The sequence below is a fragment of the Sphaerotilus uruguayifluvii genome (assembly GCF_013294065.1).
Lineage (GTDB): Bacteria > Pseudomonadota > Gammaproteobacteria > Burkholderiales > Burkholderiaceae_C > Sphaerotilus > Sphaerotilus uruguayifluvii.
The window spans coordinates 159,028-181,871 of record NZ_JABSNM010000001.1 but is presented as its reverse complement, the minus strand read 5'-3'; the positions used below and the strand labels follow the sequence as shown (position 1 = coordinate 181,871).

The following is a 22,844-nucleotide window of genomic DNA, read 5'->3' as shown; positions in this document are numbered from 1 at the left end:
CTCATCCCGCAAGACTTCCTCCTCCCGTACCCGCGCCGCGCGCGGAGCGTCCACCCCTGCCGGCGATGACCTGGCTCAGGCCGTGATCGAGCCCGTCGCCGCGGCGCCCGAGGCGCCTGCGCCTGTCGAGGCCGACGCGGCACCGGCCGCAGCCCCGGCCCGCAAGCGCAGCCCGCGCCGAAAGGCCGCCGACGCGGCAGCCGAAGCGCCCGCCGCGCCGGGGGACGCCGTGGCCGTCGCCGAAGCCATGGTCCCTGCCGAGCCGGTCGCACCGGCTCCGGCCGAGACCGTGGCGGAGGCCGCACCGGCCCCGGCGGCCGCTCGCAAGGCCCCGGCACGCGCCCGCAAGACCGCGGCCAAGACGGCAAGCGCGACCAAGACCGCCGCCAAGGCCGCCCAGCCCGCCAAGGCGACCCGCAAGGCCACGCCGGCGAAGGCCAGGGCGAAGGCGGCTCCGGCAGAGGCGCCGGTCGCCGTTGCCGCGCCCGTGGTCGAACCGGCCGTCGAGCCCGTGATCGAAGCCGCGGTCGAACCCGTGGTCGAACCCGTGGTCGAGCGCATCACCGAGCCGGTCCCCGAGGTCGCCGTCGCGCCGAGCGCCGAGACGGCTCCTGCCGAGGCCAGGCCGAAGAAGCGCGCCCCGCGTCGCAAGCCGGCCGCCCAGGCCGTGTCCGAGACCGCAGGGGAGGCGCAAGCGCAGGCAGAAGCGCCGACCGTGGCCGAGCCCGCCGCGCCGACCGCGGACGAGCCGGCCCCGGAGATCGCCGACACCGCCGCCGTGGTCGTCGAGGCCGAGGCACAGGGCGAGCCCGCCTGTGGACAAGCTGTGGATAACACGACTGGAACGCCGGAGGCCGCCGAAGCCGACGCCGAGCAGGCCGCTGCCGCCGAACCGGCCCCCGCCGAGATCGCCGAGCCGGAGGTCGCCGCCCCGGCCGAGCCGCCGGCGCCGCCGTTCAGCCAGGTCACGCTCGAGGACGGCCTGCGCCGGCGTCTGGCGTGGACGGCCGGGCGCGACTGCCCGGCCGAGCTGCTGGCCCTGGCCACGCAGCTCGACGAGCCCAGCGCCGCCGCGCCGCTGGTCAACGACCTGGCGCTGCTGGAGATGGCACGCGTGGCGCGCGAGCGCCGGCACGCGCTGCGCATCGACGAGGCGGTCTGGCAGTGGCTGGCACCGGCACGCGACATGCGCGAACGGGTGCGCCTGCTCGAGAGCCGCCTGCCCGAAGGGCCGGCGAGCCCGCTGCTGGCCGCGCTGGTGGCGCTGCCGCTGCGGCCCTACCAGGGCGAGGGCGCGCTGTACGCCGCCTGCGCCGGCCGCAGCGTGCTGGCCGACGACACCGGCCTGGGCCGCACGGTGCAGGCCGTCGCCGCGCTGCGGCTGATGGCGGCGCAGTTCGGCGCCGAGCGCGCGCTGGTGCTGACGCCGGCCGAGCGCCGTGCCCACTGGGCGGCGCAATGGCTGGCGCTGACCGGCCTGGAGGCGCGCATCGTCGCCAGTGCCGACGAGATCGCCGCCGCCACGCTGGCACCGGCCTCGCCGCAGGCGCCGCTGCTGCTGCTGGCCGACGTCGCGCTGGTGGGCGATGCCGCCGCGCTGGCGATGCTGCAGACGCTGGGCGCCGACACGCTCGTCGTCGACGAGAGCGACGATGCCGATGCCAGCCCGTGGTTGGACACCGCCTTCACCGACGCGCTGGCGACGCTCGAGAGCGCCTTCGCGCTGGTGATCGCGCGGGCGCCGGTCGAGGCCCGGCCGCGCGCGCTGCGCGCCATGCTCGCGTGGATCGACACGCCGCGCCTGGGCGCGCTCGAGCGCCTGGACCGGCTGGAGCAGCAGGCCGACGCGCCCGCGCCCGATCGCCTCGAGGCGCTGGCGCCGTGGCTGCTGCGACGCACGAAGACGCTGGTGCTGCGCCAGCTGCCGGAGACGGTCGAGGCGATCTGCCCGGTCGAGCTCGACGCCGCCGAGCGCCCGCTGCACGACGCGCGTCGCCTGCAGCTGGTGCGCGCGGTGCAGCGCTGGCAGCGCAGCCGCTACCTGTCCGACGCCGACCAGCGCCGCCTGCTGGCGACGCTGCATGCGCTGCGCCTGGGCTGCAATGCCGGCAAGATCGCCACCGCGGTCGAGGGCATCGAGACGCTGCTGGCCGCGCCGGACATGCGCGTGGTGGTGTTCAGCCAGTGGGCGGGCAGCCTGGCGCTGCTGTCGGACGCGCTGGAGGCGCGCGGCATCGCGCATCTGGCGCTGCCGGTCGATGTCGCCGGCGAGGCGCGCCGCGCGCTGATCGGCGCCTTCCAGCAGGATCCGCAGCAGCGGGTGCTGCTGTGCTGCGACGACAGCCCCGGCGGCCAGCTCGGCCTGCGCCATGCGGCCACCGCGATCCTGCATCTGGACCGGCCGTGGAATCCGGCGATGCTGGCGCAGCGCTTCAGCCGCATCCACCGCGCCGACCGCGTGCGCCAGGTGCCGGTGTGCCACCTGGTCGCCAGCGGCACGCTGGAGGAGCGCCTGATGCAGGCGCAGGACGACGCGGCCTCGCGCGAGCTCTTCGTCGGCCTGGTCGACGGCGCGCAGGCCGAGGTCTTCCTCGGCGGCGCGCGCCTGGAGCGCTTCATGGCCGCGCTCGAGGTGCTGACCGGCGTGATGCCGGCCGACACCGCGGCCAGCGTCGCCCCGAAGGCCGAGGCCGCGCCGGAGCCCGCTGCGGCCGCCTGAAGCCCGGCTGAAGGTCGGGCCCCGCCGCGGCGGGGCCCGCTACGATGGCGGCACCATGCCTGCCTCCTTCGGAACCCCGGAGCTGATGTCCGTGGCCGCCACGCTCGGCTGGGCCAGCGGCCTGCGGCTGTACGCGGTCCTCTTCCTGACCGGACTGGCCGGCCGGCTCGGCTGGATCGGCCTGCCCGACGGGCTGCAGTGGCTCGCGCATCCGCTGGTGCTCGGCGCCAGCGGCCTGATGCTGCTGGTCGAGTTCCTCGCCGACAAGATTCCCGGGCTGGATTCCTTCTGGGACCTGATCAGCACGCTGGTGCGCGTGCCGGCGGGCGCGGCGCTGGCCGCGGCGGTCTTCGGGGGCGACGAGACGGTCTGGGCGACGGTCGCCGCGGTGCTGGGCGGCTCGCTGGCCGCCACCGCGCACGCGGCCAAGTCGGCCACCCGCGCGGCGGTCAACGCCTCGCCGGAGCCGTTCAGCAACTGGGGCCTGTCGCTGGCCGGCGATGCGCTGGTGCCGTCGATGCTCTGGCTGGCCTGGCAGCATCCGCTGACGGCCGCCGCCGCGCTGGCGGCGATGACGCTGGCGATGCTGGTGCTGCTGTGGCGGCTCGCGCGCCACCTGCGTGCGCTGCTGGCGCGCATGCGCCGCGCGCTCAGCGGCGCGGAGCCCCCGCAGCCTGCGTGAACACCGGCCGACGCAGGGCGGTGACGCTGAACTGCTCGGCCAGCCGGGCCAGCTCGGGGTGGCCGCAGGCGCGGCACAGGCTCAGGACCGCCTTCGCGTACTCGGGCGGACCGAGCATCAGGTTCACATCGACCTCCTGCCCGGTCTCGCGCCGCAGCAGATCATGGATGCGGCTGGCGATCTGGAGGCGGTCGGTGGCGGGATCTTGGTCGTTGTTCATCGGGGACTCCTGAGTGCCCGATGCCCTTTGCATGCGGCGTGCCGACTGAAATGCAAAAGAAACTGCCCCGGCGCTGGGCAGCCGCACCAGCGCTGCTCGGGGAGATCCCTCGGTCACCCACGCCAGGCGCCAAGGTACCGGCTCGGGAGGCACCCTTGTGGTGCGTTCCTCAGATCGCCTTGCGCAGGTTGGCCGGCGCGATCTTCAGCGCCTCGCGGTATTTCGCGACCGTGCGGCGCGCGACCTGGATGCCCTGCTCCTCCAGCATCGTGCTGAGCTGGCTGTCGGAGAGCGGCTTCCTGACGTCCTCCGCGGCGACGAACTGCTTGATCAGCGCGCGCACCGCGGTGCTGGAGGCGTTGCCGCCGGCCTCGGTGTTCAGGCTGGAGCCGAAGAAGTACTTCAGCTCGAAGGTGCCGAAGGGCGTGGCCATGTACTTGGCGGTGGTCACGCGGCTGATGGTCGACTCGTGCAGGCCGAGCTCGTCGGCGATCTCGCGCAGCACCAGCGGCTTCATCGCGATCTCGCCGTGGGTGAAGAAGCCCTTCTGGCGCTCGACGATGGCCTGGCTGACGCGCTGGATGGTGTCGAAGCGCTGCAGGATGTTCTTGACGAACCAGCGCGCCTCCTGGAGCCGCGCCGAGAGCGTCGCGCCGCTGCCGGCCTCGTCGGCGCCGCGCTGGCCGCGGTGCTGGCGCAGCGCCTGCGCGTACATGTCGTTGATGCGCAGCTTGGGCATCACGTCCGGGTTGAGCACGACGCGCCAGCCGCGGCCCGCCTTCTGCACGATGACGTCGGGCACGACGATGTTGGCCTCGGCGCGCGCGAAGCGCCGGCCCGGCTTGGGCTCGAGCGTGACGATCAGCGACTGCGCGTCGCGGATGTCGTCCTCGTCGGCGCCGGTGGCGGCCACCAGCTTCTTCATGTCGCGCCGCGCCAGCAGCTCCAGATGGCCCTGGCAGATCAGGATCGCGACCCGGCGCGCCTCGGTGGCGTCGTGCTCGCGCAGCTGCAGCACCAGGCATTCGCCCAGGTCGCGCGCGCCCACGCCGCAGGGCTCGAGGTTCTGCAGCCAGCCCAGCGCGCAGCGCAGCCGGTCGAGCAGCTCCTCGCGCAGCTCGGCGGCGGCCTGCGCCTCCTCCGGCGTCGGCGCCTCGGGCAGCTCGGCCTGGTCGATGTCGACCGCGGTGACCTCGCCCGGCGCGGCATCGCGGCCGAGCGACTCGCCCAGCTCCAGACCGACGGCCAGGCGCTCGGCGATCTCCTCGAGCGGGTCGGCCAGATAGCCGTCCTCGGTCAGCGAGTCGATCAGCGCCTCGACCAGCAGCTGGTCCTCGGGCGCCAGGCGCATGCCGCGCAGCTGGCCGCGCAGGTGGTCGGGCAGGCTCTCGGCGACGCTGGAGCGCTCGCTCCAGTCGCTGTCCTCGTCGTCGGGCGCGCCGTTGCGGGCGCCTCCGACGTCGGACAGGCTGTCGTACTCGTCGCCGCCGTGGTCCCAGTCGCTGCTGGCGTCGGCGCTGTCGAAGTCGAGCTGGTCGACGCCGGCGGCCTCGCCCTCGCCCGCCGGAGCGGCCTCGGCGGGCGCATCGGCCGGCGCGTCGGCGGCCGGGCTCCAGTCCTCGCGCTCGCTGGCGGCGGCGGTGCCACCCTCGACGGTGACCGCCTCCGGGCCGCCGCCGCTGTCCTCGTCGGCCTCGAGGAAGGGGTTCTGCTCGAGCATCTGCTCGACTTCCTGATGGAGCTCCAGCGTCGAGAGCTGCAGCAGCCGGATCGACTGCTGGAGCTGCGGCGTGAGGGCCAGATGCTGCGACAGGCGGACCTGAAGGGACGGTTTCATGGGGCGGTCACATCCGGAAGTGTTCGCCGAGGTAGACCTTGCGGACCTGCGGGTTCTCGACGATCGCCGCCGGTTCCCCTTCGGCCAGCACATGGCCCTCGCTGATGATGTAGGCGCGGTCGCAGATGCCCAGCGTCTCGCGCACGTTGTGGTCGGTGATCAGCACGCCGATGCGGCGTGCCTTCAGGAATCCGATGATGCGCTGGATCTCGATCACCGCGATCGGATCGACGCCGGCGAAGGGCTCGTCGAGCAGGATGAAGCGCGGCTGCGTCGCCAGCGCCCGCGCGATCTCGACGCGGCGGCGCTCGCCGCCGGACAGCGCCGGCGCCGGGCTGTCGCGCAGCCGCTCGATCGACAGGTCGGCCAGCAGCGCGCCGAGCTGCTCGTCGATGGTGCGCCGGTCCAGCGGCCGGCCCTGCGCGTCGTGCTGCAGCTCCAGCACCGCGCGGATGTTCTCCTCGACGGTCAGGCGGCGGAAGATCGACGCCTCCTGCGGCAGGTAGGACAGGCCGAGGCGCGCGCGCTGGTGGATCGGCAGGCGCTCGACGCGCTCGCCGTCGATGCGGATCTGGCCGGCATCGGCCCGCACCAGGCCGACGAGCATGTAGAAGCTGGTGGTCTTGCCCGCGCCGTTGGGGCCGAGCAGGCCGACGACCTCGCCGCTGCGCACCGCCAGGTGCACGTCCTTGACGACCAGGCGCGAGCCGTAGCGCTTCTGCAGGCCCTCGGCCTCGAGCCGGCTGTCCGCGCCCGGCGCCAGATCGGATGCGGCGCCGCTCAACGCGCGCCCTCCGCAGGGGCCGCCGGCGCCGAGGCGCCCGACGAGGCCCGCGGCGTCAGCACGCCCCGCACGCGGCCCGGCGCCGCCGCGCCGCCCGGGGTGGCCGACGACGGGCTCGACGCGCCGCCGCCCTGGACCTCGAAGACGTCGCGCACATGGTCGTAGACGATGACCTGGCCGCTGACCTGGTCGGCCGGCGCACCGGCGCGCAGCACGCGCACCTGGGCCTGGCCGAGAAAGCGCACCGTCTCGCTGGCGCTGTCGTATTCGATGCGACGCGACTGGCCCTCGACGATCTCGTCGAGCCCCTCGCGCTTCTGCCGGAAGGCGACGAGCTGGCCGTCGGCGGCGGTCGCGACGGCGAACTGGCCGCCTTGCGGGGTTTCCTTCAATTCGACCTGGGCCGCCTTGAGCTGCAGCGTGCCGCGGGTGATCTCGACCCCGCCGCTGAGCACGCGCACCTTGCGCTTGCCGTCGAGCACCATGCGCCCGGCGTCGAAGGCCAGCGGCTGGGCGCTGTCGGCGCGCTCGGCCTGCGCCGGCAGCACGGCCGCACACAGGAGGATGGCCATCGTCATGGCCCCCGCACGGGGTGCGCGACCTGAGAACCAGCACGGGGTGGCGAGCAGAGCCATCAGCGGATCATCGAAGGCATGAAAATTGCATTGTAGCCCTCGATGCCCCGCCTGTCATCGGCATGATGCCGAGGCCCGGCGCCGGCGATGGCGCTCCGGGCGGAGCGCCGGCGCGATCAGCCGCCCTTGCGCAGCTTCGCGACGAGCTGGTCGGTCAGCGCCAGCGCGCGCACCTGGCCTTCGGGCTCGGGCACGCCCTCGCCGCCGGCCAGCGACGGCGAGGTGTAGTAGCGGCCGTGGATGCCCAGCGCCGGCACGCCGTCGATCTTGTAGGCCTCCGAAAGCTGCCGGCCCTGGCGCACCTTGGTCTGCACGCCGAAGGAGTTGTACATCTCGGTGAACTTCGCGCGGTCGACGCCGTTGGCGACGACGAAGTCGATCACCGCCTCGGGCTTGTCCAGGCGCAGGCCCTGCTGGTGGATGGCGTGGAAGACCTTGCCGTGGATCTGGTCGATCAGGCCCAGGCTCTCGATCGAGGCATACAGCCGCTGCAGCGGCTCGAAGCTCGGGCGGAAGGCCACGTGCACGCGGCGGAACACCACGTCGGCCGGCAGCTTCTTCACCCAGGCCGCCAGCGTGGGCTCGAAGGCGTTGCAGTGCGGGCAGCCATACCAGAAGAACTCGATGACCTCGAACTTGCCCGGCGGCACCGACACCGGCACCGGCTGCTGCAGGCGGACATAGTGCCGCCCTTCCTGGAAGCCGCCCTGGGCAGCCACCGGTCCGGTGGCCAGACCGCCGATGGCGGCCGTGGCGATGCTGCCGACGACGAACTCGCGACGCTTCATGCGATGTTTCCTTTCGATGGGGTTTCCCGGCTCGGACTCCGCGCCGGGCGGAAGGTTCAGCGCGGCACGCGCACCAGCGCGGCGTCGCCGTTGCCGCCGGCCGACACCTGGTCGCGCATGCGCTCGGCGTCCTCGCGGCTGTCGTAGGGGCCCAGGCGCACCCGGTGCATGACCCGGCCGCTCTGCTCGCGCTCGGTGACGCGAGCCTTCAGTCCGTTCATCGCCAGGCGGGCGCGCTGCTGCTCGGCCTCGTCGGCGCTGTTGTAGGCACCGACCTGGACGAAGTAGACATACGGGTCGCCCGCCACGGCCGAGGCCGGCGCGGCCGGGGGCTCGGCGCGGGCCGCGGCCTTCGAGGCGGCACGGGCCGGCGCCGGCGCGCTGGCGGCCTCGGCCGGGCGACGGTCACGGTCGGCGAACGCGGCGATCGGATCGGGTTCCGGCTCGGCCGCGCGCGAGGCCGGCTGGGCCGGCGCCTGCGGACGGGCCGGATTGCGGCCGTACAGCGGCGCGTTCGGATCCCACTGGCGGTTCTTCTCCGCCTCGGCCGCGTCCTGCTCCGGGGTGCGCTGCGGGACCTTGTCGATGAAGGGCACCGGCGCCTTCGTGACGAAGATCGCCACGCCCAGCGCCAGCACCAGACCGACCAGCAGCCCCACCACCATGCCGACGCCGAAGCCGCCGCGCTGAGTCTTCGCTTTCGATGCCATCACCGTTCTCGTCATCGCGCCGCCGGGCGGCTCACATGCGCTCGGGCGCGTTCACGCCCAGCACCGCCAGCGCGTTGCGCAGCACCTGCGCGGTCGCCTGCAGCAGCGCCATGCGCGCGGCCATCGCGGCGGCCGAGCCGTCGAGGAAGCGCACCGCGGCGTAGTAGCTGTGGTAGGCCGAGGCCAGGTCGCGCAGGTAGAAGGCGACGTCGTGCGGCGCCAGACCTTCGGCGGCGCGCGCCAGCATCTCGGGGTACTCGGCCAGCCTGTTCATCAGCGCGAACTCGGTCGGCGCGTCCAGCACCGACAGGTCGGCGGTGGCCAGCACGGCCGGGTCGCCGCCGTGCTCGGCCTTCCACTTCTCCAGCACCGAGCAGATGCGCGCGTGCGCGTACTGCACGTAGAACACCGGGTTCTCGTCGTTGGCCTTCAGCGCCAGGTCGACGTCGAAGACGAACTCGGTGTCGGCCTTGCGGCTGATCAGGAAGAAGCGCACCGCGTCGCGGCTGGTCCACTCGATCAGGTCCCGCAGCGTCACGTACGAGCCGGCGCGCTTGGAGATCTTCACCTCCTCGCCGCCCTTCATGACGGTGACCATCTTGTGCAGCACATAGTCGGGCCAGCCGGTCGGGATGCCGACGCCGGCCGCCTGCAGGCCGGCGCGCACCCGCGCGATCGTGCCGTGGTGGTCCGAGCCCTGGACGTTCACGACCTTGTCGAAGCCGCGCTGCCACTTGTGGACGTGGTAGGCCACGTCGGGCACGAAGTAGGTGTAGCCGCCGTCGGACTTGCGCATCACGCGGTCCTTGTCGTCGCCGTAGTCGGTCGAGCGCAGCCAGAGGGCCCCGCCCTCCTCGAAGGTCTTGCCGGCGGCGACCAGCTTCGCCACCGCCTCCTCGACGCGGCCCGAGGTGTACAGGCTCGACTCGAGGTAGTAGTGGTCGAAGCGCACGCCGAAGGCGCGCAGGTCGAGATCCTGCTCGTGGCGCAGGTAGGCGACGGCGAACTGGCGGATCGAGTCGAGGTCGTCCGGATCGCCCGAGGCGGTGAACTCGCGGTCGTCGGCCTTGACGGTGGCCCGTGCCAGGAAGGCGTCGGCGATGTCCTGGATGTAGTCGCCGTTGTAGGCCGACTCGGGCCACTCGGCGTCGCCGGGCTTCAGGCCCTTCAGGCGGCACTGGGTCGAGTTGGCCAGCGTGGCGATCTGCACGCCGGCGTCGTTGTAGTAGAACTCGCGGTGCACCTGCCAGCCCTGCGAGGCGTAGAGGTTGCACAGCGCGTCGCCCAGGGCGCCCTGGCGGCCGTGGCCGACGTGCAGCGGCCCGGTCGGGTTGGCCGAGACGAACTCGACCATGACCTTGCGGCCGTTGGCCGCGGCCTGGCCGAAGCCGGCGCCTTCGGCCAGCACCTGCGCCACGACCTGCTGGCGCGCGGCGGGCTTCAGGCGGATGTTGATGAAGCCGGGGCCGGCGATCTCCATCGCCTCGACCCACTGCTGCACCGCCGGGCGGGCCTGCAGCGCGGCGATCAGCGCACCGGCCAGCTCGCGCGGATTCTTCTTCTGCGGACGCGCCAGCTGCATCGCGGCGGTGCAGGCGAGATCGCCGTGGGCGGCCTGCTTCGGGCTTTCGAAGGCGGGCTCGATCGCCGCACCCGGCGCGATCTCGGCCAGCGCGTCGCCGAGGGCGGCGAGGAGTTGCTCTTTGGCTTGAATCATGGGGGCGATTCTACGGGGCGGGTCGGCCGAGCAATCCGCACTTGTGTCGGGCAGGGGCCGGTGAAAAGATCACCGTCCCTGTCCGAGCCCGCCGCCGATGATCGATCTTTCCGACCCGGAACTCTCCGACCCGCCGCAGCGCATCGGCAAGTACCGCGTGATCCGCCGCCTCGGCGAGGGCACGACCAGCGAGGTCTTCCTCTGCCACGACGAGTTCAACGACCGCCAGGTCGCGGTCAAGCGGGTGCGCGCCAGCGTGCTGGGCGACGCGACCGACGCGCATGTCTTCGCGCGCTTCTTCGCCTCCGAGGCGGCGCTGGCCGGGCGGCTGCATCACCCCAACGTGGTCGACATCCTCGACGCGGTGCCCGACCCGCACGAGCCCTACGTGGTGATGGAGTACGTGCCCGGCACGACGCTGCGCGCCTTCTGCGCGCCCGACCACCTGCTGCCGCTCGACCAGATCGTCGAAATCGGCTTCAAGTGCGCGATGGCGCTGGGCTACTGCTACCGCCAGGGGCTGATCCACCGCGACGTCAAGCCGGCCAACATCCTGACGCTGGGCACCGACCGCGAGGTGCGCGACATCCGGCTGACCGACTTCGGCAGCGCGCTGAACCTGCGCTCGGACGAGACGCAGATCCACCGCGTCGGCTCGCTGGCCTACATGTCGCCGGAGCAGCTCGACGGCGCCGAGCTCGACGCGCGGGCCGACATCTACGGCCTGGGCGCGGTGCTCTACCACCTGATCGCCGGCCACGCGCCCTTCGAGGCCTCCAGCCAGGCCAGCCTGATGCACCAGATCTGCCACGTCGAGCCGCCCTCGCTGGTCAGCGTGCGCACCGGGGTCACGCCGGCGCTCGATCAGGTGGTGCGCCGCTGCCTGGCCAAGCGCGCCGACGACCGCTATCCCTCGTGGGACGCGGTCGGCGACGCGCTCTCCGGCCTGATCACGATGCAGCACGTGCCGCGCGGGGCGGTGCAGGGCGTGCTCGATTCCGAGCGCTTCACGCTGCTGCGCACCCTCGACTTCTTCACCCACTTCGGCGACGTGGCGCTGTGGGAGGTGGTGCACCGCGCCCGCTGGGAACGCCTGCCCGCCGGCCAGGCGCTGTACCGGCGCGGCGAGGAGGGGCGCACCTTCCACATCATCGCCACCGGCACGCTGGAGGTCTGGCGCGACGGCAGGCGCGTGGCGGTGCTGGGCTCGGGCACCTCGGTCGGCGAGATGGCCTACCTGGCGCCGAACCCGGAGCTGCGGGTGCACAGCACCGATGTCATCGTCACCGACACCGCCACGACGATCTCGTTCACGCCGGAGTCGCTCGCGCGGCTGAGCCCGGCCACCCGGCACCTGTTCGACGAGGCCTTCATCCGGGTGCTGGTGCGACGGCTGCACGCCGCGCACGAAGCGCTGGCGCACCCGCGCCGCATCCTGTGAACGACGCCGCCGCCGTGGCTGTTCAGCACTTCTTCAGGAACACCCGCTTGCCGCCCGGGTGATGCGGCGTTCCAATGGCCTCTCCGTACCCCTCGACACGGGAAGGCCCTCATGATGAAGATGAAGATCCGTCAGCCGCTCGCCCTGCTGGTCCTGGCGCTGGCCGCCGCCGCGCCGCTGGCGCACGCGGCCGATGCCACCTGCGCCACCCAGGCGACCGAGAAGAAGCTCGCCGGCGCGGCCAAGGCCAGCTTCATGAAGAAGTGCGAGCGCGACAGCGGTGCGGCCGCCGCCCCCTCGGCCGCCCAGGCCTCCTGCGAGGGCAAGGCCGCCGAGAAGAAGCTCGCCGGAGCCGCCAAGGCCAGCTTCGTCAAGAAGTGCGTCAAGGACGCCGGCTGACATCGACATCCGCCGGCCGGCGCCGCAGCGCCCTGGCCGGGACGGGGCCGGAAGGCCGGCCGTATCATGAGCCCTCATGGACACGCTCTATCTGGGGCTCAAGACCCTGCACATCATCGTCGTCGCCAGCTGGTTCGCCGGGCTGTTCTACCTGCCGCGCATCCTGGTGAACCTGGCGATGGTCGCGCCCGACAGCCACGCCGAGCGCGAGCGGCTGCTGCTGATGGGACGCAAGCTGCAGCGCTTCGCGACGCTGCTGATGGTGGTGGCGCTGGCGGCAGGCGTGGCGCTGTGGCTGGGCTGGCCGTTCTGGCGCGGCCCGGGCAACGGCTGGCTGCACGCCAAGCTGGCGCTGGTGCTGGGCGTCATCGGCTTCCACCACATGAACGCGCGACTGCTGCGCGGCTTCGAGCGCGCCGAGAACCGCCGCAGCCATGTCTGGTTCCGCGTCTACAACGAGATCTCGGTGCTGCTGTTCGCCTCGATCGTCGCGCTGGTCGTCTTCAAGCCCTTCTGATCCCCCGCGATGATGTCGCCGGCCGGGCTGCCCTCGTCACCGGAAGGACATCGTTCGTCGTCCTGGCCGCTGGCCGGGCTGTGGGCGGCGCTGATCGTCTACGCCAGCCTGCACCCCTTCGGTCCGTGGCGGCTGCCGGTGCTGCTTCCCGGCCAGGGCTGGGCGGACCTGCTGTGGCTGCCCGAGCAGCGCCACAGCCGCTTCGACCTGTGGTCGAACTTCGTCGCCTACCTGCCGCTGGGCCTGCTGCTGGCGCTGGGCTGGCTGCGCGACGGCCACCGGCCGCTGCCGACGCTGCTGAAGGCCGCGCTGTGCGGCTCGCTGCTGTCGCTGCTGATGGAGTGCATCCAGTACGGCCTGCCGGTGCGCGTGCCCTCGCGTCACGACTGGATCATGAACAGCACCGGCGCGCTGGTGGGCGCGCTGACGGCGCTGCTGCTGCTGCGCCTGGGCGTGCTGGCGCACTGGCAGCGCCTGCGCGAGGTGATCTTCGTGCCGCACGGCACGCTGGGCCTGGCGCTGCTGCTGTCCTGGCCGATCGGGCTGCTGTTCCCTCCGCCCGTGCCGCTGGCCACCGGCCAGGGGCTGGAGCGCCTGCTCGACGCGCTCGACACCGTGCTCGAGGGCAGCGCGCTGCAGATCTGGGTGCCGCAGCCCGATCCGCACGCCTCGATATCGCCCGGCGTGGAGGTCATCGCGGTCGCGCTCGGCCTGCTCGCGCCCTGCTGGGTCAGCTTCGTGATGCTGCGCAGGGTGCGCCACCGGCTGGTGACGCTGGGCCTGGCGCTGCTGGGCGGGGTCGGCGCGACCACGCTGTCGACGCTGCTGAACTTCGGACCGGAACATGCGCTGTCCTGGCTGACGCCGCCGGTGCTGCCGGGCCTGCTGATCGGCCTGGTCGTCGGCGCCGCGATGGCCTTCCTGCCACGCCGGCTGGTGGCGGCGCTCGGCCTGATGGCGCTGACGCTGCTGGTCGCGCTGATCAGCCAGACCGGCGACGACCCCTACTTCGCGCTGAGCCTGGACGGCTGGGAGCGCGGTCGCTTCATCCGCTTCCATGGCGTGGCGCAGTGGATCGGCTGGATCTGGCCCTTCGCAGCGCTGCTGTTTCTGCTGATCCAGGTCGCCGCGCCCCACCGCATCCGAGCCCCCGCGACCCCGCCGCGATCAGGGTGACTCCTACAATCCGTGTCCATGAGCAGCTACTTCGAACGCCACATCTTCTTCTGCCTGAACCAGCGTGACAACGGCGAGTCCTGCTGCGCCGACCACGATGCCCAGGCAGCCTTCGACCACTGCAAGAAGCAGGTCAAGGCCGCCGGTCTGGCCGGGCCGGGCAAGGTGCGCGTCAACAAGGCGGGCTGCCTGGACCGCTGCGCCGGCGGCCCGGTCGCGGTGGTCTACCCGGACGCGACCTGGTACACCTTCGTCGACCGCAGCGACATCGACGAGATCGTCGAGTCGCACCTGAAGAACGGCCAGGTCGTCGAACGCCTGGTGCTGGGCGAGGACGTCGGCCGATGAACGCGCACACCGAACGCGCCCGGCTCGCCGGTCCGGCCGGCACGATCGAGATCGCGATCGACCACCCGGCCGATCGCGAGGCGCCGGCCGGCGTGGTGGTGCTGTCGCATCCGCATCCGCTGTTCGGCGGCACGATGGACAACAAGGTCGTGCAGACCATGGCCCGCGCCTTCCTGCAGATGGGCTTGCGCACGGTGCGCCACAACTTCCGCGGCGTCGGCGCCAGCGAGGGCACGCACGACGAGGGCCGCGGCGAGAGCGAGGACCTGCTTGCGGTGATCGCCGCGCACCGCCTGCCCGGGCGCCCGCTGGCGCTGGGCGGCTTCTCCTTCGGCGCCTACGTCACGACGCTGGCCGCCGCGCGGCTGGAGGGCGACGAGCGCGCTTCGCGCCTGCTGCTGGTCGGCCCGTCGACGCAGCGCGCGCGCCCGGCCGACGTGCCGCCCGACACCGTGGTGATCCACGGCGAGGCCGACGACGTGGTGCCGCTGTCGGCGACGATGGACTGGGCGCGGCCGCAGCAGCTTCCGGTCATCGTCATGCCCGGCACCGGCCATTTCTTCCACGGCCAGCTCACGCAGCTGCGCGACCTGATCGTGCGCAGCTGGCGCTGACCGGCCTGCACCTCACCGCCGCCGCGCCGGGGAACCGGCGGGCCGCCCGCGTGTTCCAACACGCACGAACGATTCCGACTGCTCCGATGAAACGACTTCTCGCCTCCCTCGCGCTGGCCGCGCTGCTGCCGCAGACCGTGTCCGCGCAGTCGCTGCCGCAGGCCCCCGAGATCGCCGCGCGCGCCTACGTGCTGCTCGACCTGAGCGCCAACCAGCCGCTGGCCGCCCGCGAGGCCGACACCACCGTCGAGCCCGCCTCGCTCACCAAGCTGATGACCGCCTACCTGGTCTTCCAGGCGCTGCGCGACAGGAAGCTCGCGCTCGACCAGGAGCTGACCGTCTCCGAGCGCGCCTGGCGCACCGGCATGACCGACGCGTCGCGCATGTACATCCAGGTCGGCACGAAGGTGAAGGTCGAGGACCTCATCAAGGGCATGATCGTGCAGAGCGGCAACGACGCCACCGTGCTGCTGGCCGAGGCGGTCGGCGGCTCGGTCGAGAACTTCGTCGCGATGATGAACCGCCAGGCCCAGGCCTTCGGCCTGAAGGTCTCGCAGTTCAAGAATCCCGAAGGCCTGCCGGCCCCGGGCCATGTCAGCACGGTGCGCGAGCTCGGCATCATCGCCACGCGGCTGCTGCAGGACTTCCCCGGCGAGGTGAAGTACTACTCGATCAAGGAATTCACCTTCAACAAGATCACGCAGCAGAACCGCAACCTGCTGCTGTGGCGCGACCCGAGCGTCGACGGCCTGAAGACCGGCTACACCGACGCGGCCGGCTACTGCCTGATCGCCACCGCCAAGCGCGACCTGCCCAACGGGCCGCGCCGGCTGCTCAGCGTCGTCGTCGGCGCCTCGTCGAAGGAGGCCCGCGCGGTCGAGAGCCAGAAGCTGCTGAACTGGGGCTACAGCAGCTGGGACGCGGTCAAGGTCTACGACGCGCGCCAGGCCATCGCCACCGCCGAGGTCTGGAAGGGCGCCAGCGCCAGCGTCAAGCTGGGCACGCAGACGCCGGTGGCCGTCGCGGTGCCGCGCGGCGAGGCCGCGCAGGTCAAGACCCAGCTCGTGCGCACCGATCCGCTGATCGCGCCGCTGAACCAGGGCCAGCAGGTCGGCACGCTGAAGGTGATGTCGGGCACGCGCGTGCTCGCCGAGGTGCCGGTCACCGCGCTCGAGCCGGTCGCGCAGGCAGGCATGTTCGGTCGCGCCTGGGACCAGCTGCGCCTGTGGATGCGCTGAAGCAAGGAGAACCCGAGATGCACACCCCGCCCGTCATTCCGCCCGAGCAGTCGCTGATCGAGTATCCCTGCGCCTTCCCGATCAAGGTCATGGGCCTGCATGTCGAGGGCTTCGCGGCCGCGATCGCGCAGGTCGCGCTGCAGTTCGATCCGGGCTTCGACCCGGAAACGATGGAGCATCGCCCGAGCGCCAAGGGCAACTATCTGGGCCTGACGATCACCATCCAGGCGACCAGCCGCGAGCAGCTCGACGAGCTCTACCGCACGCTGACCACGCACCCGATGGTCAAGATGGTGCTGTGAGGCCCCTGCGAGACACCTGCGAGGTGTCCGTGGGGCCGCGCCCGGGTCAGATCCCGATGACCCAGGCGATGATGCTCTTGGCGACGAAGCCGAGCATGCCGAAGGCCAGCACGACGAACAGGATGAAGGTCCCGAACTTGCCGGCCTTCGACTCGCGCGCGAGCTGCAGCACGATGAAGAGCATGTACAGGATGAAGGCACTGACACCGACGGTCAGACCGAACTGGGCGAGCTGTTCCTCGGTGTAGCCGAACATGGGCAGGCGCGCGAGCGGGGTGGGTGAAGGGCGGCCGCGATGATACGCGCCACCCGGCCCTGCCGGCCCCTACGACGTCGTCAGCGCGCCACGCCCGCGGGCTCCGGCGGCAGCAGATCGCGGTACGCATGCCAGCTCGCATGGCCGAGCATCGGCATCACGAAGACCAGGCCGAACATCAGCGAGGCCAGGCCCAGCAGCGTGAACCCCATCACCAGCACCGCCCAGACGCCCATCGGCACCGGGTTCTCCAGCACGGTGCGCCAGCTCGCCAGCACCGCGTCGCCCACGCCGATCGGGCGGTCGACCAGCATCGGGATCGCGATGACGCTCGACGCGAAGACCGGCGCGGCCAGCAGGCTGCCGAGCCCGAGCCAGATCTCGAACAGCCAGGACTCGCGGTTCGCGACGACATGGCGCAGGAAGTCGATCGGCGTGAGCACCGGCTGCGAGGACAGCAGCGTGATCAGCGCGGCCGAGGTCATCACCCAGCAGGTGCCGGCCGCGGCCAGCAGCAGCCCGAAGGTGACCAGCCGCCGATCCAGCGAGCGCCAGACCGCCAGCACCGTCGACCAGTCGGCCGACTCGCCGCGCTCGAGCGCGCGGCTGACCGCATAGAGCCCGGTCGCCAGGATCGGCGCCACCAGCAGGAAACCCGACAGCGAGCCGGCCATCAGCCAGAAGCGGTCTCGCCCGACCATCATCACCAGCAGGCCGAACGCCGCCATCAGCGCGCCGTGGCCGAAGCCGACCGCGGGAGCCTCGCGGACATCGTGCCACGCACGCTCCAGCCAGGTCATCGGCTGCAGGGGCCTCAGGATCCGCACGGGCAGGGCAGCAACGGCGTGGGCATTCATGCGCCGCATCGTAGGACCGGATGCAAGACCACGATACCCGTGCTGCTCCTAGGTCCGCCGCGGCCTATGATGGCGCCATGATGTTCACCGGTCCGGATCTGGCCACGCTGCGATACCGCAACGCGCTGGCGCTCTTCGACGAATACGTGCGCGCCACCGTCAGCGCCCCCGATGCCGCGGCGCTGCTCGGCCTCGAGCGCCGCTTCGCCGAGCGGCTCGGCATCCAGCCCAGCTACTGGAGCCAGATCAAGAGCCGCTCGCGCCAGATCGGCGACCGGCTCGCGCGCCAGTTCGAGCAGGCCTGCGGCAAGCCCTCGGGCTGGCTCGACCAGACCCGGAGCCTTGCCGCCACCGCCACGCCCGAGCCTGCCCCGACGCCGCAGGGGCCGAGGGATGCGGACGAGCGCTTCATCGTCGATCTGGTGCTCGACTACTACCGCCGCCAGCCCCAGCGCGCACGTCAGCGCCTGCTCGACCTGATCGGCCAGCCCCTGCCCGCTGCCGTGCCCGCGCCGGCCCCGGCCCCGGTGCCCGCCACGCCCGCGCGCGAGGCCGAGGACTCCGCCCTGTGGACCCAGTTCAGCGGCCGTGTCGCGCCGCTGCGACCGCGGCGCTGAGTCCGCCGCAGACCTCACCGCGCGATCCGCGCAGTATCTGACCGTTCGCCACGGGAAAACCCGCCCCCGGAAAAGGAACAATTTCCGGGTATCCGACCTGGGGCGATGTCCATCTTTGGGGGGGCTTCACGACCTGATAAAGGGTCGTTTAGCATGTGCCCCAGATACTGACGCTTCCCGGTTTCCAGAACGACTGCACCGGTCCGCCCACGGACCGGGCGAGCCGCCGCATTGCAGGTCCGCCTGCGTGGCATTTGTTCCTGTTTCGCCGAAATGCGCGTGAATCCGATGAAACCCCGATCGATTTCCAGTTCATCGAACCGAATGACCGTACCGAGCACCTCCCCGCCCACTGATACCTGAACGTATTGCAGGATCCGCCATGAACTCGCTGCTGCCCCTGACGCCTCTGCTCCGCCCCGCCTCGCCGGAGTCCGCCACCGCACCGCGCTCGCGCTTCTTCGCGCTGCGCTCCTGGCTGCGACTGATGCGACTGCGCCGCAACCGCCTGACCGCCCGGCTCAATCGGGATCTGGCCGCGATGGAGGCCTGCGCCAGCGAGGGCGCGGAAATGGAGGTCCGCAGCGTCGAGCTCGACGGCAGGCGCTTCGAGGCGCTCTATCGCCACGGCGAACTGATCTGCCTGATGCCGGATTCGTCACGCTCGTGAGCGTCGCGTGCATGCCGGGGGCAACCAGGCGCCGCCGGCCGCACTAGCATCGGCCGGATCGCCGTCTGACGCGGAACCGGACATGCCCACGACCTTCTTCACCGACCCCGACGCCTGGAGCGCCCGGCTGTGCGCCGAGCCGATCCCGGTCCTGGCCGAAACCGTGGACCAGCTCACCGACCTGGCCCTGCTCGAGGAGCGCAGCGGCAGCGTCGACGCCCACATGATCGCCGATGCGATCGGCGGCGACACGCTGATGACCCTGCGCGTGCTCGCGCACCTCTCGCGCCACCGGGGCAGCCAGCAGGTCACCGACGTCCACACCGTGACCGCAGCGGTCGTGATGATGGGCATCGGCCCGTTCTTCCGTGCCTTTCCGCCCGCCGGGCTGCGCACTGTCGAGGATCTGCTCGCCCGCTCGCCGGAGCAGCTGTCGGCGGTGCGCCGGCTGATGGCCCGGTCCTGGCGCATCGCGCGGGTCGTCACCGAGTTCGAGCTGCAGCATGGCGATTCGCATGCCGCCGCCCTGCAGGTCGCCGCGCTGCTCGGCGACAGCGCCGAGATCCTGCTGTGGTGCCATGCCCCCGACATCGCCCGTCAGCTCGGGCAGGATCCGGACGAAGCCCGGCAGCGGCAGGTGCTCGGCTGCAGCCTGGCTGAACTGCTGCAGGCGCTGATGCGCCACTGGCAGATGCCGGAGCTGCTGCGCACGCTCCTGGCGCCGCAGGACGGACAGGCCGCCACCGCCCCCCAGGGCCGACTGCTGCTGCTGCGGCCGCAGCGCCGCCTGCTGGCCCTGGCCGGCCGGGTGGTCGAGCAGGCCGGCCAGGAGCCTCCTGCCGGCCTGACGCTCGAGGAGCTCGAGGAACTGGCCGGCTGGCTGACGCTGTCGACACCGGCGGCCGAACGGCTGGCGCAGCAGGCGCTGGGCTGAGCCCGCTCCGCCGCCGCCCGTCAGACCGCAGGACGCCCCGACTTGACCTGCGCCAGCACGATGCGGCTGCGGCAGTCGCGCACTTCGGGCCGCGACAGCAGGCATTCGTCGAGAAAGCGGCCGTAGTCGGCCACGTCGCGCACGGTCACGCGCAGCTGGAAGTCCATGCCGTCGCCCAGGCGCAGGCATTCCACCACCTCGGGCCAGTCCTGCGCCGCGGCACGGAAGCGCTCGGCCGGGCCGCAGCCCTCGCCGGGCGGTGCCAGGCGCACGTCGACCAGCGCCGTCAGCCCGAGTCCGAGCCGCTCGGGCGGCACGATGGCCGCATAGCCGGTGATGACACCGGCCTCCTCGAGACGCCGCACGCGGCGCAGCACCGCCGAGGCCGACAACTGCACCTGGGCGGCGAGCTCGTCGAAGGTGATGCGGCCTTGCAGCTGCATCACCTCGAGAATGCGCCGATCGATCGCGTCAAGGGCATGATCCGGATGATCCATGCCGGGATCATTGCAGTTCCAGTGCCACTCATCCTGAATCCGGCCTGAATCTGTTTGGTACCAATGTTGCGGATCGCTCACGGCGCATCGAGCAGCTCCTGCACCAGGCGGTGCAGCCGCGGGTCCTGCAGCATGTCCAGATGGCCCCGGCCCGGCAGCAGCAGATCCTGGCCGGCGCCGTCGAGCCGCGCGCCTGCCGGCGGGAAGACGATCGTGTCGCAGTCGCTGCGCACGCAGACCAGCCGCTCGCGCCAGGCGGCCGACTCGGACTGCGCCAGCGCGGTCAGCCAGCGGCTGCCGCGGCGCATCTGGCGGACATTGGGCAGCAGGGCGCCGAGCGTGGCCAGCCAGGTGCCGCGATGCGGCGAGCCGATCGTGACGACCGGCCCGACCCGGGCATCGACCTCCTCCGGCCGCTCTCCTGCGGCCAGGCGCGAGCGCCGCCAGGCCCGCAGCACCAGCCCGCCCATGCTGTGGGCCACCAGCAGCGGCGGGCGGCCCGTCGTCTCGGCCAGATGACGGATCGCCGCGTCGATGCGGTCGGCATGGGCGTCGATCGACACGAAGGGCGGCTCCAGGCTCGGCGCGATCACCGCCACGCCACGCGCCTGCAGCCAGGGCTGCCAGTCGTTCCAGACCGCCCGGCTGCACAGCAGGCCGTGGACCAGCAGCACGCCGCGCCGGCCGGCCGCCTGGGACAGCGGCACGGGCCGATCGGGCCAGCGGTGCTCGCGCAGCATCTGCTCGAGCAGGAAGAGGCGCCGCGAACAGCGCGACTCCGCCCGCCAGGCCCGCAGCCTCGCCACCGGCCCCGGCCGGGGCAGCGGGTCGTCGCGGTGCAGCAGCGCGGCCAGCACGCCCTCGGTCAGCAGCACCAGCGGGTGCAGCAGCAGCACCAGCAGCGGCGGCCCCCAGGTCGCCAGCGGTCCCAGCCCGGCGCGCAGCGCATGGAGCGGCCAGAACAGCGCCAGCATCAGCCCCAGGCCGACGACGATCCGCAGCGCCCACGCGACCATGTCCTTGTCCCCCTTCGGTCCGGATCATGCCCGTCCTGTCCCGAGAGGGACAGCTCCGGCGCGCCGCTGCGGGCTTGCCCGGAGGCGGACCGGCACGCGGTACTCGAACAATCCGGGCCGTCAAGACACAGCACCGGAGACATGACGATGGACACGCTCCCCGAGCGCCCCTGGCTGGCGCATTACCCGCCCGGCGTGCCGGCCGAACTCGACCTGAGCGATGCCGGCACGCTGGTCGACCTGATCGACGACGGGCTGCGGCGCCACGCCGCGCGTCCGGCCGCCCTCTTCCTCGGCGCGACGACCCGCTTCGGGACGATCGACCGGGACGCGGTGGCGCTGTCGGCCTGGCTGCAGCAGCAGGGCGTCGTGCCGGGCACGCGGGTCGCGCTGATGATGCCCAATGTGCCGCAGTACCTGGTCGCGATCGCCGCGGTGCTGCGCATCGGTGGCGTGGTCGTCAACGTCAATCCGCTCTACACCCCGCGCGAGCTCGAGCACCAGCTGCGCGATGCCGGCGCCGAGGTGATCGTGCTGCTCGAGAACTTCGCCGCGACGCTGCAGGCGGTGATCGCGCAGACACCGGTGCGCCATGTGCTGCTGGCCTCGACCGGCGACATGCTGCCGGCCTGGAAGGGCCGGCTCGTCGACTTCGCGGTCCGCCATGTGCGCCGGATGGTGCCGGAGTTCAGCCTGCCGCTCGACGGCGGCCGCAGCGTGACGCGCTGGCGCGACGCGATCGGACAGGGCCGGGGGCAGACGGTGCGCCCCGTCGTGGTGCGTCCGGACGACGTGGCCTTCCTCCAGTACACCGGAGGCACCACCGGGGTGAGCAAGGGCGCGGTGCTGCTGCACCGCAACATCGTGGCGAACGTGCGCCAGTGCGAAGCCTGGTTCGCGCCGCGGCTGCAGGCCTTCGGCACCGAGCCGCTGACCGGCGTGTGCGCGCTGCCGCTCTATCACATCTTCGCGCTGACGCTGTCGTTCTTCCTCGGCGTGCGGCTGGGCATGCGGCTGATCCTGATCCCGAACCCGCGCGACCTGCCGGCGCTGGTGGACGCGCTGCGCGGCCAGCGCTTCCATCTCTTTCCGGGCGTCAACACGCTGTTCAACGCGCTGGCGAACGATGCCGCCTTCGCGCGGCTGGACTTCTCCGCGCTGGCCGTCAGCAACGGCGGCGGCATGGCGGTGCAGCGCGCCACCGCCGAGCGCTGGCTCAGGGTCACCGGCTGCCCGATCGCCGAGGGCTACGGCCTGTCGGAGACCTCGCCGGTGGCCACCGCGAACCGCCTCGACCTGCACGAGTTCACCGGCACGATCGGCATGCCGGTGCCCTCCACCGAGATCGCCATCCGTGACGACGAGGGCCGCGACCTGCCGCTCGGCGAGGCCGGCGAGATCTGCATCCGCGGCCCGCAGGTGATGGCCGGCTACTGGCAGCGCCCCGACGAGACCGCCAAGGTCATGAGCGCCGACGGCTTCTTCCGCAGCGGCGACATCGGCGTGATGGACGAGCGCGGCCAGGTGCGCATCGTCGACCGCAAGAAGGACATGATCCTGGTGTCAGGCTTCAACGTCTATCCGAACGAGATCGAGCAGGTCGCGAGCATGCATCCGGGCGTGCTCGAGTGCGCGGCCGTCGGCATGCCCGACGAGCACTCCGGCGAGGCGGTCTGGCTCCATGTGGTGCGCCGCGATCCGGCCGTCGACGAGCGCGAGATCGCCGAGCACTGCCGCCGTCACCTGACCGGCTACAAGTGCCCGCGCCGCATCGAGTTCCACGAGTCGCTGCCGCGCAGCAACGTCGGCAAGATCCTGCGCCGCGAGCTGCGCCGCCCGGCCTGAGGGACGGCTTTCCGCCACTTGTCCA

General features: G+C 72.2%; 25 protein-coding genes. 14 read left to right on the top strand and 11 right to left on the bottom strand.

What is annotated here, in order from left to right:
* Positions 1-82: 82 nt before the first annotated feature.
* Positions 83-2,719: an SNF2-related protein gene (locus HNQ01_RS22520; RefSeq protein ID WP_173803416.1), complete on the top strand. Its 2,637-nt coding sequence runs from the start codon at positions 83-85 to the stop codon at positions 2,717-2,719.
* 55 nt (positions 2,720-2,774) lie between these two features.
* Complete coding sequence (locus HNQ01_RS00820; protein ID WP_173803415.1) at positions 2,775-3,401, top strand: DUF4126 domain-containing protein; 627 nt, start codon at positions 2,775-2,777, stop codon at positions 3,399-3,401.
* Here HNQ01_RS00820 and HNQ01_RS00815 read toward each other — a convergent pair.
* The 7 genes from HNQ01_RS00815 to argS form a co-directional block, all read right to left on the bottom strand.
* Positions 3,370-3,621 (bottom strand): hypothetical protein, encoded by a 252-nt coding sequence (locus HNQ01_RS00815; protein WP_173803414.1) that lies wholly within the window; start codon positions 3,619-3,621, stop codon positions 3,370-3,372. The genes HNQ01_RS00820 and HNQ01_RS00815 overlap by 32 nt on opposite strands.
* A gap of 169 nt (positions 3,622-3,790) precedes the next feature.
* On the bottom strand, positions 3,791-5,458 hold the full coding sequence (gene rpoN, locus HNQ01_RS00810) for an RNA polymerase factor sigma-54 (protein ID WP_173803413.1): 1,668 nt from the start codon (positions 5,456-5,458) through the stop codon (positions 3,791-3,793).
* A 7-nt stretch (positions 5,459-5,465) separates the two neighbouring features.
* A complete protein-coding gene (lptB, locus tag HNQ01_RS00805) occupies positions 5,466-6,242 on the bottom strand; it encodes an LPS export ABC transporter ATP-binding protein (protein WP_173803412.1) in 777 nt (258 codons plus the stop codon).
* Positions 6,239-6,814, bottom strand: a complete 576-nt coding sequence (lptA, locus tag HNQ01_RS00800) for a lipopolysaccharide transport periplasmic protein LptA (RefSeq protein WP_173803411.1) — start codon at positions 6,812-6,814, stop codon at positions 6,239-6,241. Before lptA ends, lptB begins: the two co-directional genes overlap by 4 nt.
* Positions 6,815-6,993: 179 nt before the next feature.
* Positions 6,994-7,665, bottom strand: a complete 672-nt coding sequence (locus HNQ01_RS00795; protein ID WP_173803410.1) for a thiol:disulfide interchange protein DsbA/DsbL — start codon at positions 7,663-7,665, stop codon at positions 6,994-6,996.
* 56 nt (positions 7,666-7,721) lie between these two features.
* Positions 7,722-8,375, bottom strand: coding sequence for an SPOR domain-containing protein (locus HNQ01_RS00790; RefSeq protein ID WP_173803409.1), 654 nt, complete (start codon positions 8,373-8,375; stop codon positions 7,722-7,724).
* Positions 8,376-8,406: 31 nt separating this feature from the next.
* A complete protein-coding gene (gene argS, locus HNQ01_RS00785) occupies positions 8,407-10,092 on the bottom strand; it encodes an arginine--tRNA ligase (RefSeq protein WP_173803408.1) in 1,686 nt (561 codons plus the stop codon).
* Between the two features lie 97 nt (positions 10,093-10,189).
* Here argS and HNQ01_RS00780 point away from each other — a divergent pair, with 97 nt between their 5' ends.
* The 8 genes from HNQ01_RS00780 (at position 10,190) to HNQ01_RS00745 (ending at position 16,127) form a co-directional block, all read left to right on the top strand.
* Positions 10,190-11,533, top strand: a complete 1,344-nt coding sequence (locus HNQ01_RS00780; RefSeq protein WP_173803407.1) for a serine/threonine-protein kinase — start codon at positions 10,190-10,192, stop codon at positions 11,531-11,533.
* 114 nt (positions 11,534-11,647) lie between these two features.
* The gene (locus HNQ01_RS00775; RefSeq protein WP_246606962.1) at positions 11,648-11,932 is read left to right on the top strand and encodes a PsiF family protein; all 285 of its coding nucleotides are present in this window, start codon (positions 11,648-11,650) and stop codon (positions 11,930-11,932) included.
* A gap of 76 nt (positions 11,933-12,008) precedes the next feature.
* Positions 12,009-12,449, top strand: a complete 441-nt coding sequence (locus HNQ01_RS00770) for a CopD family protein (protein WP_173803406.1) — start codon at positions 12,009-12,011, stop codon at positions 12,447-12,449.
* Between the two features lie 9 nt (positions 12,450-12,458).
* The gene (locus tag HNQ01_RS00765) at positions 12,459-13,625 is read left to right on the top strand and encodes a VanZ family protein (RefSeq protein WP_286180379.1); all 1,167 of its coding nucleotides are present in this window, start codon (positions 12,459-12,461) and stop codon (positions 13,623-13,625) included.
* 18 nt (positions 13,626-13,643) lie between these two features.
* Positions 13,644-13,973, top strand: coding sequence for a (2Fe-2S) ferredoxin domain-containing protein (locus tag HNQ01_RS00760; RefSeq protein WP_173803405.1), 330 nt, complete (start codon positions 13,644-13,646; stop codon positions 13,971-13,973).
* Positions 13,970-14,587 (top strand): alpha/beta hydrolase, encoded by a 618-nt coding sequence (locus HNQ01_RS00755; RefSeq protein WP_173803404.1) that lies wholly within the window; start codon positions 13,970-13,972, stop codon positions 14,585-14,587. The genes HNQ01_RS00760 and HNQ01_RS00755 overlap by 4 nt, the downstream gene beginning before the upstream one ends.
* 86 nt (positions 14,588-14,673) lie before the next feature.
* A complete protein-coding gene (locus tag HNQ01_RS00750) occupies positions 14,674-15,825 on the top strand; it encodes a D-alanyl-D-alanine carboxypeptidase family protein (protein ID WP_173803403.1) in 1,152 nt (383 codons plus the stop codon).
* A gap of 17 nt (positions 15,826-15,842) precedes the next feature.
* Positions 15,843-16,127 carry a YbeD family protein gene (locus HNQ01_RS00745; protein WP_173803402.1) on the top strand — a complete coding sequence of 95 codons (285 nt, stop codon included), beginning with the start codon at positions 15,843-15,845 and terminating at the stop codon, positions 16,125-16,127.
* Positions 16,128-16,173: 46 nt separating this feature from the next.
* Here HNQ01_RS00745 and HNQ01_RS00740 read toward each other — a convergent pair whose 3' ends face one another.
* Together HNQ01_RS00740 and HNQ01_RS00735 are read right to left on the bottom strand one after the other, a co-directional pair.
* Positions 16,174-16,383: a DUF2788 domain-containing protein gene (locus tag HNQ01_RS00740; RefSeq protein ID WP_173803401.1), complete on the bottom strand. Its 210-nt coding sequence runs from the start codon at positions 16,381-16,383 to the stop codon at positions 16,174-16,176.
* Between the two features lie 80 nt (positions 16,384-16,463).
* Positions 16,464-17,183 carry a DUF2189 domain-containing protein gene (locus tag HNQ01_RS00735; protein WP_286180378.1) on the bottom strand — a complete coding sequence of 240 codons (720 nt, stop codon included), beginning with the start codon at positions 17,181-17,183 and terminating at the stop codon, positions 16,464-16,466.
* Positions 17,184-17,317: 134 nt separating this feature from the next.
* Between HNQ01_RS00735 and HNQ01_RS00730 the strand changes: the two genes are divergently transcribed.
* The 3 genes from HNQ01_RS00730 to HNQ01_RS00720 all read left to right on the top strand — a co-directional run bounded on the left by HNQ01_RS00730 (position 17,318) and on the right by HNQ01_RS00720 (position 19,461).
* The gene (locus HNQ01_RS00730) at positions 17,318-17,857 is read left to right on the top strand and encodes a helix-turn-helix domain-containing protein (RefSeq protein ID WP_286180377.1); all 540 of its coding nucleotides are present in this window, start codon (positions 17,318-17,320) and stop codon (positions 17,855-17,857) included.
* Between the two features lie 382 nt (positions 17,858-18,239).
* Positions 18,240-18,527, top strand: a complete 288-nt coding sequence (locus HNQ01_RS00725; protein ID WP_173803399.1) for a hypothetical protein — start codon at positions 18,240-18,242, stop codon at positions 18,525-18,527.
* A gap of 82 nt (positions 18,528-18,609) precedes the next feature.
* Positions 18,610-19,461: an HDOD domain-containing protein gene (locus tag HNQ01_RS00720; RefSeq protein ID WP_173803398.1), complete on the top strand. Its 852-nt coding sequence runs from the start codon at positions 18,610-18,612 to the stop codon at positions 19,459-19,461.
* 20 nt (positions 19,462-19,481) lie between these two features.
* On the opposite strand, the gene HNQ01_RS00715 is transcribed toward HNQ01_RS00720, so the two are convergent.
* Positions 19,482-19,958 (bottom strand): Lrp/AsnC family transcriptional regulator, encoded by a 477-nt coding sequence (locus tag HNQ01_RS00715; RefSeq protein WP_173803397.1) that lies wholly within the window; start codon positions 19,956-19,958, stop codon positions 19,482-19,484.
* 77 nt (positions 19,959-20,035) lie between these two features.
* Positions 20,036-20,974: an esterase/lipase family protein gene (locus HNQ01_RS00710; RefSeq protein ID WP_173803396.1), complete on the bottom strand. Its 939-nt coding sequence runs from the start codon at positions 20,972-20,974 to the stop codon at positions 20,036-20,038.
* Between the two features lie 147 nt (positions 20,975-21,121).
* Here HNQ01_RS00710 and HNQ01_RS00705 point away from each other — a divergent pair, with 147 nt between their 5' ends.
* On the top strand, positions 21,122-22,819 hold the full coding sequence (locus HNQ01_RS00705; RefSeq protein WP_173803395.1) for a long-chain-fatty-acid--CoA ligase: 1,698 nt from the start codon (positions 21,122-21,124) through the stop codon (positions 22,817-22,819).
* Positions 22,820-22,844: the final 25 nt, after the last annotated feature.

Excerpts from the sequence above, each read along its gene's own strand:
- HNQ01_RS00730 (WP_286180377.1), top strand. The coding sequence starts at position 17,318 with ATGATGTTCACCGGTCCGGATCTGGCCACGCTGCGATACCGCAACGCG.
- HNQ01_RS00750 (WP_173803403.1), top strand. The coding sequence starts at position 14,674 with ATGAAACGACTTCTCGCCTCCCTCGCGCTGGCCGCGCTGCTGCCGCAG.
- HNQ01_RS00705 (WP_173803395.1), top strand. The coding sequence starts at position 21,122 with ATGGACACGCTCCCCGAGCGCCCCTGGCTGGCGCATTACCCGCCCGGC.
- HNQ01_RS00790 (WP_173803409.1), bottom strand. The coding sequence starts at position 8,375 with ATGGCATCGAAAGCGAAGACTCAGCGCGGCGGCTTCGGCGTCGGCATG.
- HNQ01_RS00745 (WP_173803402.1), top strand. The coding sequence starts at position 15,843 with ATGCACACCCCGCCCGTCATTCCGCCCGAGCAGTCGCTGATCGAGTAT.
- HNQ01_RS00720 (WP_173803398.1), top strand. The coding sequence starts at position 18,610 with ATGCCCACGACCTTCTTCACCGACCCCGACGCCTGGAGCGCCCGGCTG.
- HNQ01_RS00820 (WP_173803415.1), top strand. The coding sequence starts at position 2,775 with ATGCCTGCCTCCTTCGGAACCCCGGAGCTGATGTCCGTGGCCGCCACG.
- HNQ01_RS00740 (WP_173803401.1), bottom strand. The coding sequence starts at position 16,383 with ATGTTCGGCTACACCGAGGAACAGCTCGCCCAGTTCGGTCTGACCGTC.
- HNQ01_RS00755 (WP_173803404.1), top strand. The coding sequence starts at position 13,970 with ATGAACGCGCACACCGAACGCGCCCGGCTCGCCGGTCCGGCCGGCACG.
- HNQ01_RS00795 (WP_173803410.1), bottom strand. The coding sequence starts at position 7,665 with ATGAAGCGTCGCGAGTTCGTCGTCGGCAGCATCGCCACGGCCGCCATC.
- HNQ01_RS00735 (WP_286180378.1), bottom strand. The coding sequence starts at position 17,183 with ATGACCTGGCTGGAGCGTGCGTGGCACGATGTCCGCGAGGCTCCCGCG.
- argS (WP_173803408.1), bottom strand. The coding sequence starts at position 10,092 with ATGATTCAAGCCAAAGAGCAACTCCTCGCCGCCCTCGGCGACGCGCTG.
- HNQ01_RS00780 (WP_173803407.1), top strand. The coding sequence starts at position 10,190 with ATGATCGATCTTTCCGACCCGGAACTCTCCGACCCGCCGCAGCGCATC.
- HNQ01_RS00775 (WP_246606962.1), top strand. The coding sequence starts at position 11,648 with ATGAAGATGAAGATCCGTCAGCCGCTCGCCCTGCTGGTCCTGGCGCTG.
- HNQ01_RS00815 (WP_173803414.1), bottom strand. The coding sequence starts at position 3,621 with ATGAACAACGACCAAGATCCCGCCACCGACCGCCTCCAGATCGCCAGC.
- HNQ01_RS00725 (WP_173803399.1), top strand. The coding sequence starts at position 18,240 with ATGAACTCGCTGCTGCCCCTGACGCCTCTGCTCCGCCCCGCCTCGCCG.
- rpoN (WP_173803413.1), bottom strand. The coding sequence starts at position 5,458 with ATGAAACCGTCCCTTCAGGTCCGCCTGTCGCAGCATCTGGCCCTCACG.
- HNQ01_RS00770 (WP_173803406.1), top strand. The coding sequence starts at position 12,009 with ATGGACACGCTCTATCTGGGGCTCAAGACCCTGCACATCATCGTCGTC.
- HNQ01_RS00765 (WP_286180379.1), top strand. The coding sequence starts at position 12,459 with ATGATGTCGCCGGCCGGGCTGCCCTCGTCACCGGAAGGACATCGTTCG.
- HNQ01_RS00715 (WP_173803397.1), bottom strand. The coding sequence starts at position 19,958 with ATGGATCATCCGGATCATGCCCTTGACGCGATCGATCGGCGCATTCTC.
- HNQ01_RS00760 (WP_173803405.1), top strand. The coding sequence starts at position 13,644 with ATGAGCAGCTACTTCGAACGCCACATCTTCTTCTGCCTGAACCAGCGT.
- HNQ01_RS00710 (WP_173803396.1), bottom strand. The coding sequence starts at position 20,974 with ATGGTCGCGTGGGCGCTGCGGATCGTCGTCGGCCTGGGGCTGATGCTG.
- lptA (WP_173803411.1), bottom strand. The coding sequence starts at position 6,814 with ATGGCCATCCTCCTGTGTGCGGCCGTGCTGCCGGCGCAGGCCGAGCGC.